Below are 11,658 nucleotides of genomic sequence, written 5' to 3'. Positions count from 1 at the left end.
TTCCCTCGTTCGCTTTCCTGATCGTCAGTGGCCGAACTGCCCTTGTGGCGCGGTCAGTTGAGGACCTGAACCTCGGCGACCTTGAGCGCGAGGTCCGCTCCGCGCGGCATGTCGATGTCGAAGGTCTTCGCGTTCGGCCCGGTGATCACCACATGGGCCCGCCAGTGCGCGGTCACCGTGCCGGTGAACACTCCGCCCTTGCGGGTGCCCGAGCCGACCGCGAACTCGTAGCCGCAGTCGGGGGACTTCGCGTCCCCGTACTTCGGGTCGTACGGCGTCCCGGCCGTGGCGCAGTCCACCGTCATGCCCTGACCGAAGTCCCAGGTCATGCCGTTCAGTTGCGCGGTGACGGTGACCGAGGCGCCCGGCACGGTGAGCGAACTCGGCCTGGGCGCCACCATGCCCTCGGCCCAGAGCCAGACCGGCAGCTTGACCACCGCGGTGTCCTTGGGCGCCAGGCTCGCCTTCGGGGTCGGGAAGGCCATCCGGTCGGCGAGCAGCTTCGCCTGCACGGTCAGGTCGATCACCGGGGTCGCGCCCGCCGCGTTGCTCACGAACTGGGTCTGCAGGCCGTCCTGCCCGCCGCCGGTCTGCGGACAGACCCTGGAGTAGACGGCGCCCTCCGAGGGCTTGTGTCCCTCCCAGGCCGGGTCCCCCTCCGGCGGCTGCGCGTCCAAGGGCCGGAAGTAGCACCCGACGTCGCTGTTGAAGTAGCCGCGCTCCGGGTCGTAGCAGGCCCACTGGGTGCCGTGGTAGCTGCACAGTTGCGGCCCGCCGCTCCCGGTGTCGCCCCCGCCCTGCGCGGGGCCCGTCGTCGAGCCGGTACTCCCGCCGGTTCCGGCGTGCGAGCAGATCACGCTCGGGGAACAGGTCTCCGCCCCGGCGCCCGGTGGTTCGTCCGCGGTCGCCGTTGCCGCCGAGGACAACAACAGCCCGGCGGACAACGATGCGACGGCCGCGAACCGTCGGCCCGGTTTCCGCGAGTTCAGCATGTCCGGTCCACCTCTCGCTTGAAGTCGTAGATCAGCCAGTGCGCTTGGAACCATCGCAGGGAAGCGGTCGCGAGATAGCGGTCGAGCCGGTCGGCCGGATCCTTCGCGGTACGGGTGACGGCATCGACGCGGTGCCAGTCCGAGAGGTCGAGGCAGTCCTCGATCACGGCGGTCTGCGGATCGGCATTCAGGTCGACGGCCTTCACCACCGCCGAATTCCGCGGCATTCCGGTCATCACCAGTTTGGCGTCGTGGAGTTGACGCAGGCCGACCAGGGCGTCGGACAGCGCCCGCCCGGACGAGTACGCCTCGAGCGCGGAACCGTCCGAATCCGTACGCCCGAAGGCCGTGGCCTGCGCCTGCCACCAGTCCTGATACGTCCTCAGGGCCAGCCGCCCCCGGGCCCCTTCCGGTCCGTCGGTCGGCGCGATCGCGCCGTTTGCCGGACCACCCGAAGGAGTTAACGGGTTCACTCCCGCGACCGTGGGCACGGGCGACCCGAGACGATCGACGGAACCGCCGCCACCGCCACTCGCACAAGCGCCGAGCAGCAACACCAGAACCGCCCCGCCAGTCCCAATCGCCCCAGGGCGCAACACATTTCCGCGCTGCCGCATCGCCCCACCTCGTCGCGACCGAGCCGATCCGTGATCAACGGTCGCCAGGAGAATTCCGAAGACCCGCCGATGTTTCCGCTGGGGATCGATTCTTCGCCAACCCACCCCATCACGGCAACACCTCAGGCCCCCTGACCTTACGCGTAAGGCGGTTCCGTCGGGGCACTTTCCCGCCACAGAACGGCCAACAGTTCTTCGGAAAGCGACAATCCGGCCAATGCGCCCCGAACGGCGGCCCGATTGCGCATCAACAAGCGCCCGCCGTGCGGCGGAACGAGCAGGCGCGCGCCCGGCGCTCCCGAACCACCGGACGGATCGCCACCGTCCAGCAGCCCGGCCACGGCGGGCTGGAGGTCCAGCGGGGCGACCGCCGCCGGGGCACCCGGGACGCCCTGCCGCAGGACGGTGGTGAGCGCCCGGCTGAACGAGCCCTCCTCGCCCGGCAGTACGGCGTCCCGGCCGCGTCTGCCCGGGGCGTAGCGGCCGATCCGGCCCCACAGCGGCACCCGGGAGTAGCTGAGCAGTTCGCCCGCGCTGTCCTCGCCGGCCCGCTCCAGCGCCGTCCAGGTGTCCCGGTCGGCCACCGCGTCGACCAGCAGCAGCGCCTCCTCCTGGTCCCCGTGCACCATCGCGCTGACCACCCAGTCCCAGGCCAGGCCCCGCCGGTAGGCGTTGCCGGGGGTGCTGCCGCCGGTGACCAGGGCGAGCCGGCGCCCGCGCGGGTCGGCCACCAACTGGCCCACCAGGCAGACCACCAGCCAGCGGCCGGGGCGCCGGGCCGCGTCCCGGACGGCCGTGAGCATCGCATTGGCGTCCGCGTCCGGCGCCACGGCCGTCACCCGGCAGCCCGCGGCACCGGTGTCGAAGCACATCCCGGGCAGCACCTCGGCCAACAGCCGGGCGCCCGCCGGGGCGTGCGCCGACCCGCCGTAGGCCCGCTCGGGCCCGCCGTCCGCCCCGATCACCACCAGATCGATCCCGCCGGCCATCCGTCCGCCCCCTCCTGCGCCCGCCCCTCCACCGATCCCGACGCCGGGCAGGCTACCGCTCCGGGCGGGCGCCGACGGGGCTCCCGGCCCGTCCGCTCAGGGACCATGGGCCCTATCGACGCCCGCGCCGACCGAGGACGATCGGACGCATGGAGCGTGAGGACCGAGTGGAGACCCTGAGCGAGGCCGAGTGCCTACGGCTGCTCAGCACCGTGCCCGTCGGGCGCGTGGTGTACACCGAGCACGCACTGCCGGCCGTCCTGCCGGTCTCCTTCGAGGTCCTGGACGGGCGGCTGGTGCTCGCCGTGCGCCGGGGAAGTGCCACCGCGCGCGGGCTGGACGGCACGGTGGTGGCCTTCCAGGCGGACCTGCTGGACCCGGTGACCCGCACCGGGTGGAGCGTGCTGGTGCACGGCCGGGCGGACGCGGTCAGCGAACCCGAGCAGGTGCGCCGGGTGCTGCGCTCCGGCCTGCGGCCGTGGGTGGGGGACCCGGAGCCGCTGTTCATCGCCCTGGTGCCGGAACTGGTGAGCGGCCGACGGCTGTTCCCCACCGGACAGAGCTCGCTCGACCGACCGCTGCTGCGGCCCTGAGCTCGGCTTTCGCACTCCGCTCCTGACAGGTACCGGCGGGTAGGCATACGCTTCCGGCGTCCTGCCCCCGTGACCCCTCCCCGGGGCCGTCCCCTCCAGGAGCGCACCGTGACGACCTTCGCCTCCCTCGCCGAACTGACCGCCGCCGTCGGCACCGAGCTGGGCACCAGCGAGTGGCACACCATCGACCAGCGGAGGATCGACCTGTTCGCCGAGGCGACCGGCGACCACCAGTGGATCCACGTCGACCCGGAGCGGGCGAAGGAGAGCCAGTTCGGCTCGACCATCGCGCACGGCTACCTGACCCAGTCGATGATCCCGGTGCTGGCCAAGGAGTGCTACGGCGTCGAGGGCGTGCGGATGGCGCTGAACTACGGCTCGGACAAGGTGCGCTTCCCGGCCCCGGTGCCGGTCGGCACCGCGATCCGGGCCACCGCCGAGCTGCTCTCGGCCACCGAGGTGCCGGGCGGGGTCCAGGCGGTGGTGCGCTTCACCATCACCAGCGAGCGGAGCAGCAAGCCGCACTGCGTCGCGGAGGCGATCACCCGCTTCTACGCGTAGCGGCGGGCCGACGGGGGCGCGGGGCACTGGCCCGGCGGCGGGCCCTCGGTACGGACCCGACGGCGGGCCCCGGGTACGCCGATTGGACCGTGCCGGGCTCCTCACCGGGTCCGAACGGCCCACGGCGAGTAACGTCCGACGAGATGGTTGTCGTACCCCAGTGGCCCCACGGCCCCCGGGGTACGCGCCCCGGCCTGCCCGGTAGCCGTGACCGTCCCAGGAGGAGCCGTGCCCCGCCCCGCCCCGTGGTTCTCCCGTCTCGCCGGTCTGACGTCACAGTTCGCGCCGCCGCCCAGCGCACCGGAGGCCGACCGCGCCGCGCTCGGCCGCGGCGCCCCGGACCGCCCACTCCCCGGCCTGGCCGGACTGCCCCGGGCCGCCTGGCACCGGGTCCGCACCGACGCCTTCGGGGCCGACCCCCGGGGCGAACGGCTGGCCCGGATCCGCCGCTCGCCGCAGTTCTCCGACGGGGCCTTCCGCAACCCGGTGCCCACCCGCCGCCTGGTCTACGAGCGCAGCCCGCTGGAGATCACCCTCGCCCAGCTGAGCGGGGACAAGAGCCGCCGGGCGCCGTCCGCCGCCGTACCGGTGCACCGGCTGCTCCCGGTCGACCTCGCCGCCCCGCCCGCCTCCGGACTGCGGCTGACCTGGCTGGGGCACGCCACCGTGCTCGCCGAGATCGGCGGGCGACGCGTCCTGATCGACCCGGTCTGGGGCGAGCGCTGCTCCCCGTTCGGCTGGACCGGCCCCAAGCGGCTGCACCCGGTGCCGCTGCCGCTGTCCGAACTCGGACCGGTGGACGTGGTGGTGATCTCGCACGACCACTACGACCACCTCGACATGCACACCGTGAAGGCCCTGATCGGCAGCGGCGCGGTGTTCGCGGTGCCGCTCGGGGTCGGGGCGCACCTGGAGCACTGGGGCGTGCCGGCCGGGCGGATCGTCGAACTGGACTGGTGGGAGTCGGCCGAGGTCGCCGGACTGACCCTGACCGCCACGCCCGCCCGGCACTACTGCAGCCGGGGCCCGCGCACCAGCGCGCTGTTCCTCTGGGCGTCCTGGGTGGTCGCGGGCGGCGGGCACCGGATCTTCCACAGCGGGGACACCGGCTACTTCCCCGGCTTCGCGGAGATCGGCCGCCGGCTCGGCCCGTTCGACGCGACGATGATGCAGGTCGGGGCGTACAGCGAGTTCTGGCCCGAGGTGCACATGACCCCGGAGGAGGGCGTCCGGGCGCACCTGGACCTGGGCGGCGAGCTGATGCTGCCGATCCACTGGTGCACCTTCAACCTGGCGATCCACCCCTGGGAGGAGCCCGCCGAGCGCGTGGTCACCGCCGCCCAGGCACTCGGCGCCCACCTGGCGGTACCCCGCCCCGGCAAACCATTCGAGCCCGCCGACCCGCCGGCCCTGCGGCTGTGGTGGCGCGCTGTCGCGGCCACCCCGCGCGGCATCGAACCGCTGGTCGCGGAGCAGACGGAGGTGCGGGAACAGGCGACGGGTTTCAGCGAACAGATTTCAAACTCTGTCATCTGAAATCTGTTCGCTGAAATCTGTTATCTGTTCGCTGTCATCTGTTCGCCCTCCGCTGTTCTCCGCCGGTCCTCCGGCGGCGTCGGATCACCGCCCAGCCCGCCTCCTGCACCACCAGGGTGAGCACCCCGGCCAGCACGATCCCCAGCAGGTTCAGCAGCAACTGCACGCTGGAGCCCCAGAACTGATCGACCTTGCCGTAGCCCAGCGCGACCGCCGCGTTGGCCGCGGCCGGCACGGTGGTGACGGAGATCGCGACGCCCACCAGGGTGCCGGCCTTCGCCGAGGTCACCGAGAGCAGCCCGGCGACGCCCGCCAGGAAGGCGACCACGAAGGAGGTCGCGTCGGGCTGCCAGATGAACGAGGTGTTCGGACGCGCGGCGTCGAACCTCGCCTCCGAGAAGAGCCCCAGAGCGTCCATCAGCAGCCCGAAGCAGACGGTCAGCGCCATCGCCACCAGGAAGCCCGTGACCAGGGCGTTCAGCGAGCGCAGCGCCGGGCGCGTCCGGCGCTGGACGATCGCCACGCAGAGCCCGGCCAGCGGCCCGAACTCCGGGCCGACCGCCATCGCGCCGACGACCAGGATGGCGCTGTCCAGCACCGAGCCGCAGGCCGCCAGCATGGTGGCGACGGTGAGGAAGGCCAGGAACACCCAGCTGAGGGTGGACTCCTCGTGGGTGATCTCGGAGACCGACTCCCACACCAGCGCGTCGGCCCCCTCCCCCGGGGCGAGTCGCTCGGCCTCGTCGGCCGCCGCCGAGAGGGTCAGGTCGAGCGCCGAGACGTCGATCGCCCCGCGCTCGACCAGGCCCGTCCCGCGCAGTGCGCCCAGCACCTCGTCCAGCGCCTCCCGGGCCACGTCGCAGAGCACCACGTCCCCGGCGGGCCGGACGGCCGCGTCCGGCAGGACCACCACGTGGGTGACCCCGACCGAGTCGTCCAGGCAGCCGAGCACCGGCTCGCGCAGGTCGGGCGGGACGATCAGGCGAAGGTGCAGCACGGGCTCTCCGGTACGTAGCGGACGGGACGGAAATCCCGCCCACCCTAGAACCTGACGCCCCGCCCGCCCGCTCGGCCCGCCCCACCTGCCTACCCGCCCCACCCGCCCCACCGGCCCGCCCCGTCAAGGTGCCCGACCGACACGCCCCGCTCAGCCCGCGAGGACGTCCCGCAGCGCCCGGGCCTCCTTCGCCACCCGGCTCGACCCGCCCTGCTCCGCCACCGCCGTCACCTCGGCCACCGCACCCCGCGCCCCGGTCCGCCGGGCACAGTCCGCGGCGAGGGCGAGCAGGTCCCCGAGCCCGCGGACGGTCGGCCCGGACGGGCCGAGCAGCCCGGGCAGCGCGGCCCGCAGCACCGTCCACACCGTCCGGTACGCGCCGGTCTCCGCCGCCTGGCCGAGCACCGCCACCAGCCTGGTCGGCTTGACCGCTCCGAGCGGGACCAGCTCGCCCAGCTCGCGCCCGAGCAGCCCGCCGTCGAGGTCCCCGCGCGCGGCGAGCACCAGCAGCGCGTCGACGGCGCCGGTCCGGTCCTCGGCCTGCCGGGCGCCCAGGCCGTACGCGAGCGCCAGGTGCAGCGCGAGCCCGGCGGGGCCGCCGGACTCGGCGAGCAGCGGGAGGTGGCGCGCGGTCCCGCGCTCGTCCCGGTCGGCGCCCGCGGCGAACTGGTCGAGCCAGCGGGCGGCCAACTCCTCCCGGTGGTGGGGCAGGACCGCCACCCAGTGCGGGACCGGCCGCCAGACCCACTCCTCGACGGCGCGGGCCCGGGAGACGCTGGGCCCGGTCGGGTCGAGCAGTTTGCGGAACTCCGGGGCGAGCCGCTCGCCGGCCGGCCCGGTCGGCCCGGAGCCGGTGCCCGGCTGGGCGACGACGATCCGCTCGATCTCCTCCCACCAGCGGTCCAGGTGGGTCCGCCGGCTCCGTACGCCCCGGCCGGGCGCGAAGAGCACTCGCTCGGAGGGCTGTCCGGGCAGGCCGCCGGTGCGCAGCCAGTGCGCCAGCCACCGTCCGGCGGGTGAGGTGAGCGCCTCGGCGGCGGCCAGCACCCGCGGCTCGGCGGTCGGCCGGACCCTGAGCAGGGCCGCGCACAGGTCGGCCTGGCCGGGGGTGATGCGCGCCGCCTGGTACCCGGCGAGGCGTTCGACCAGCGTGGCCGGCTCGATCGCCCCGGTGGTGTCGGTCGGGACGGCGAGCAGGTACGGCGGGCGGTTGGCGGTCACCTGCCAGGCGGCCTCCTCCAGCCGGGCGGCGAGGACGGCGCCGTGCGGGCTGGTGCGGGGGCCGCGCAGCGGGGTGCGGCCGTTGCCGGTGAGGGCGTCCCAGAGCCGGCGTGACGGTGTCTCGCCCGCGAGCGCGGCCACCACGTAGGAGATGTCCCGGGGCGTGCAGTCGGCCCAGTGGCCGGCGCCCTGCCAGGGGTGCGTCCGGCGGACGGGTTCCAGCGCCGCGAGGAGCGCGGCCCGGTCCAGGTGGGCCTGCCGGACCAGCCCGTCCAGCACCCGTTCGAAGGCGGCGACCTCGGGTGCCCGGGCCGCGAGCAGCGCGGAGAGTTCCTCGGCCAGTTCGGCCGCCGAGCCGATCGGCGGCCCGAGCGGGCGCGGTCCGGGCACCGGCGGCAGGATCTCGTCCGCCCCGGTCGCCGGGTCGTCGGCGTCGCCGACGGGCGCGCCGAACAGCTCCCCGGCCCGGGCGTGATGGGCGGGGTTCAGCAGTTCGGCGGCGCCGCGCAGTTCGGGGAGCACTGCCTCGCCCGCCGCGGCGAGGTGCCGGGCCACCACGTTCAGCGCCCGCTCCTGGATGCCGGGGTCCGGGTGGCCGAAGGCCCCGGCCGCCGCGAGCACCGCCGGCCCGGAGCGGTCGGGCGTGCGCCGGGCGGCCTTCTCCAGCCAGGCCAGTTGGGCCCGCACCAGCTTCTTCTCGGTCCGGAACAGCACCACGGCGGAGGCCTCGGTGAGGGTCCCCGGCGCGGTCAGCCCGGCCTCGTCGAGTCCGGCGAGCACCTCCTGGGCGTGGCCGGCGAGCACCGACAGCCCGTCCAGCAGGGCCAGGACGTCCCGCTGCCGGGCGGCGTACTCCCGGGGCGTCGGGTCGAGCGCCCGCAGCAGTTCCAGGAAGGCCCGCTGGTCGGCGGGTTTGCCTCCGCGCAGCAGCCGGGCCAGGCAGCGGTCGAGCAGTTCGACCCGGTCCACCACCCCGGCCGTGGCCAGTTCGGCGATCGCCTCGGTCCAGACGTCCCCCGGGCGCGGGCTGTGCCGGCGGGTCAACGTGCCGCCGATGTCGGCGAGTTCGATGATCCGGGGCAGCAGTACGGGCGTCAGGGCGTCGACCCGCAGCCGCTGGACCAGCGGCGGGCGGGGGCCGTACTCCGTGGACAGGGCGCCGAACCAGCCCCGGACGAAGGGCTCGCTCACCGGCACGGCGCAGCCGGTGCGCCGGACGATCGCCTCGGCCAGCGGGTGCATCGACCAGCTCCAGGAGCGCGCCGGACGCTCAGCGAGCCGGGTGGCCACCTCGATCTGCCACTCCTGCGGCTGGGCCTCGACGACCACGTGCAGCGCCGGGTGCCGGGCCCAGTCGCGGCTGCCGAAGTCGGTGCCGGCGAGCCAGGTGGCGGCGCCCGCCGGGCCGGGGTGGCAGCCGGCTCCGGCGACCAGCAGGGCGCCCCTGGTGTCCGTCCCGGACTGCGACCAGTCGTCGCGCAGTTCCTTGCGCAGTTCCTTGAGCGCGGCCAGGCACTCCCGCCGCTGGGCCCGGTCCAGCTCGGCCAGCAGGTCCGGGACGGCTCCGACGAACCCGGCCCGGACGGCCGCGAGCAGTTCCCCGACCGGCCCCGCCGTCCGCTCCGCGTTCGCCATCTCCGCCTCCATCTCTGCCTCTGCCTCTGCCGACCCGACCACGGCCTTCTCCCCCCGGCCCCGCTTCTCCGCCCGCTCCCCCTGGCTCATGCCCCGGCCTCCCGCACCATGCCGACCGCCAGCGCGTGCTTGCACGGCCCGCGCCCGCCGCGGTACCGGGCCCACCACAGGCAGGTGCAGCTCACCCGCCCCGACGGGTCCGTCCGCACCCGCTGGATGTGGTCGTCGACCGTGACGACGGCCGTCGCCCCGCCGCCTTCCAGCCGGACCGCGCCCGCCGCGACCAGCGCGCGGGCGGCCCGCAGCCGGGGGTTGGCGGCCTCGGCGCGCCCGGCGTCGTACGGGAGCCGCCGGTGGAAGTGGGCGGCCTCGGCGGTGTCGTAGCCGATCTGCCCGGCGGTGCCGAGCCGGATGAGCGCGGCGCGGGCCCGCTCGACGCTCAGCCCGGACTGCTCGGCCAGCTCGGCGACCTCGATCCGGGGCTCCCAGGCGAGCAGCACCGCGATCAGCTCGGCGTCCTGCTCGGCCGTGCCGGTGGCGAGCGCGTCGAGCACGCCGCCCTCGCCGGAGAAGCCGCGCGAGGCGTCCGGCGAGAGGGTGAGGGTCAGCCGCATGCCGGGCAGCACGACCTCCCAGGCGGAGGCCGTCGGGGCCGGACCGGCGACCGGCCCGTACACCCGCAGGGCGAGCGCGTGCCGCAGCACCCGCTGGAGGGCGACCAGCCGCTCGGGCCCGGGCAGGCAGACCGCGCCGGGCGCCGGGCGGGTGGTGGGCCGCAGGGTGCGCCCGGCCGGGACGACCCAGCCGGTGCCGCCCCGGCCGCCGCGCGGCAGCGAGCGCAGGAAGCGCACGGCCTCGGCGGCGCCGAGTTCGGCGCGCAGGTCGAAGCCGGCGGCGACCACCTGGGTCTCGGCGAAGCCGCGCAGCCAGCGCTCCGGCAACGGCACCTTCTTCTCGACCAGCGTGCCGTCGAAGCCGGTGACCTCCAAGGCGTCCGGCCCGACCGCGAGGTGCAGCGGCTCGGCCGGACCGATCCTGGTCAGCGCCTCCCGCAGCGGGTCGTTGACGTCCACGTTGGTGGTGCCGTGGCCGATGTCGCCGCCGTCCAGCCCGGCCCGGAGCACGTCGAGCCGGGCGTACACGCCGCAGCAGCCGGAGAAGGACTCGAAGCGCAGCCGGTCCCCGTCCGCGGTGACCACCGGGTCGAGCGAGGCGCGCAGCCGCGGCTGGTGGTAGCGGGCGGCGGCGACGTCCGCGACGGCGAGCAGTGCGGCGGCGGCCGGGGCCGGCTCGGCCAGGAAGCCCGCGAAGAAGCGCGGGTTGGCGGCCGCGCCGAGCGGGGTGGCGCCGCCGGAGGTGGCCAGGTCGAGGCTCCGGCCGGCGGCGCCGTCCAGGACGGCCGACGGGCGCAGATAGGCGTACGCCTGTGCGGATTGCGTCATGGGCAGCACGCTAGGTGACCGGTCCGACATTCCCCCGACCGGGCGTCTCGGTGAAACACGTTCTACCCAGGGTCCGCGTTACCCAGGTCACACCACCGCACGGTTGGCTTCTGCCACTATGGGCCGGTGACCGACCTGACAGAGCAGCAGAGACCGACCGAGCAGGCGCCCGCTCCGGCCACCCCGTTCGCCGCCCTGCTGGAAATCGAGCAGCTGAACGAGAACACGTTCCGGGGCCACTGCCATGCCGGCGCCCCGATGCGCGCCTTCGGCGGCCACGTCGCCGCCCAGGCCCTCGCCGCCGCCGGACGCACCTGCGCCCCGAAGCGCGCGGTGCACTCCCTGCACGGCTACTTCCTGCTGCCCGGCGACCCGACCCGGCCGATCGAGTACCAGGTCGACCGGCTGCGCGAGGGCTTCACCTACACCACCCGCCGGGTCCGGGCGGTGCAGGACGGCAAGGAGATCTTCAACCTCACCGCCTCCTTCAAGCTCCCCGAGGCGGCGGCCGGCGACCGCCAGCGCGAAGTGCCCCCGCTGCCCGCCCCGGAGACCCTGCCGGACGCCTTCTCGCACTGGGACGAGGAGCTGCGCACCGCGATCAAGGCCTCCGACGGCTTCCGCGACCTCGAACTGCGCTTCGTGCCCCCGGACGCCCCGGGCCTGCCGCCGGCCGTCCCCGGCATGCCCCAGCAGTTCGTCTGGCTGCGCATCGCCACCCGGCTGCCGGACACCGACCCGCTGCTGCACACCTGCGCGCTCACCTACCTGTCCGACCTCACCCTGGCCTCCACCGCCGGGCTGCACGAGCAGGCGAACTTCTTCCAGCGCACCGAGCCGCCCCGGCTGCTGATGACCTCGCTGGACCACGCGATGTGGTTCCACCGCCCCTTCCGGGCCGACGAGTGGCTGCTCTTCGCCCAGCGCAGCCCCTCCGCCTCGGACGGCCGCGGCCTGTCGCTCGGCGAGTTCTACGACCGGGCCGGCCGGCTGGTGGCCTCCGCCACCCAGGAGGCGCTGATCCGCCGGATGCCGTGAACCGGGCGGCCCCCGGAGGCCGCCGGGAGCCGCGGGG

Annotated in this window: 10 protein-coding genes; 4 read left to right on the top strand and 6 right to left on the bottom strand. The window is 75.1% G+C overall.

The window, feature by feature from the left end; genetic code table 11:
* Positions 1–53: 53 nt before the first annotated feature.
* From ACZ58X_RS04950 to ACZ58X_RS04940, 3 genes are all read right to left on the bottom strand, one after another.
* A complete protein-coding gene (locus tag ACZ58X_RS04950; protein WP_470332270.1) occupies positions 54–992 on the bottom strand; it encodes a hypothetical protein in 939 nt (312 codons plus the stop codon).
* Positions 986–1,609 carry a hypothetical protein gene (locus tag ACZ58X_RS04945; protein WP_470332269.1) on the bottom strand — a complete coding sequence of 208 codons (624 nt, stop codon included), beginning with the start codon at positions 1,607–1,609 and terminating at the stop codon, positions 986–988. Before ACZ58X_RS04945 ends, ACZ58X_RS04950 begins: the two co-directional genes overlap by 7 nt.
* A 137-nt stretch (positions 1,610–1,746) precedes the next feature.
* Positions 1,747–2,598 (bottom strand): hypothetical protein, encoded by an 852-nt coding sequence (locus tag ACZ58X_RS04940; RefSeq protein ID WP_470332268.1) that lies wholly within the window; start codon positions 2,596–2,598, stop codon positions 1,747–1,749.
* A gap of 149 nt (positions 2,599–2,747) precedes the next feature.
* On the opposite strand from ACZ58X_RS04940, the gene ACZ58X_RS04935 reads away from it, so the two are divergent.
* The 3 genes from ACZ58X_RS04935 to ACZ58X_RS04925 all read left to right on the top strand — a co-directional run bounded on the left by ACZ58X_RS04935 (position 2,748) and on the right by ACZ58X_RS04925 (position 5,288).
* Positions 2,748–3,191 (top strand): pyridoxamine 5'-phosphate oxidase family protein, encoded by a 444-nt coding sequence (locus ACZ58X_RS04935; RefSeq protein ID WP_470332267.1) that lies wholly within the window; start codon positions 2,748–2,750, stop codon positions 3,189–3,191.
* A gap of 108 nt (positions 3,192–3,299) precedes the next feature.
* On the top strand, positions 3,300–3,752 hold the full coding sequence (locus ACZ58X_RS04930; RefSeq protein WP_387924648.1) for a MaoC family dehydratase: 453 nt from the start codon (positions 3,300–3,302) through the stop codon (positions 3,750–3,752).
* Positions 3,753–4,109: 357 nt separating this feature from the next.
* Positions 4,110–5,288 carry an MBL fold metallo-hydrolase gene (locus ACZ58X_RS04925; RefSeq protein ID WP_470332337.1) on the top strand — a complete coding sequence of 393 codons (1,179 nt, stop codon included), beginning with the start codon at positions 4,110–4,112 and terminating at the stop codon, positions 5,286–5,288.
* Between the two features lie 34 nt (positions 5,289–5,322).
* Here ACZ58X_RS04925 and ACZ58X_RS04920 read toward each other — a convergent pair whose 3' ends face one another.
* The 3 genes from ACZ58X_RS04920 to ACZ58X_RS04910 form a co-directional block, all read right to left on the bottom strand.
* Entirely contained in the window at positions 5,323–6,285 is a 963-nt protein-coding gene (locus ACZ58X_RS04920; RefSeq protein ID WP_470332266.1) for a DUF389 domain-containing protein, read from the bottom strand.
* A gap of 150 nt (positions 6,286–6,435) precedes the next feature.
* A complete protein-coding gene (locus ACZ58X_RS04915; RefSeq protein ID WP_470332265.1) occupies positions 6,436–9,141 on the bottom strand; it encodes a DUF7824 domain-containing protein in 2,706 nt (901 codons plus the stop codon).
* An 86-nt stretch (positions 9,142–9,227) separates the two neighbouring features.
* Entirely contained in the window at positions 9,228–10,583 is a 1,356-nt protein-coding gene (locus tag ACZ58X_RS04910; RefSeq protein WP_470332264.1) for an SWIM zinc finger family protein, read from the bottom strand.
* A 126-nt stretch (positions 10,584–10,709) separates the two neighbouring features.
* Here ACZ58X_RS04910 and ACZ58X_RS04905 point away from each other — a divergent pair, with 126 nt between their 5' ends.
* A complete protein-coding gene (locus ACZ58X_RS04905) occupies positions 10,710–11,621 on the top strand; it encodes an acyl-CoA thioesterase (protein ID WP_470332263.1) in 912 nt (303 codons plus the stop codon).
* Positions 11,622–11,658 lie beyond the last annotated feature (37 nt).

The organism is Kitasatospora sp. NPDC040550 (assembly GCF_055594965.1).
This window is presented reverse-complemented; position numbering and strand designations above follow the sequence as displayed.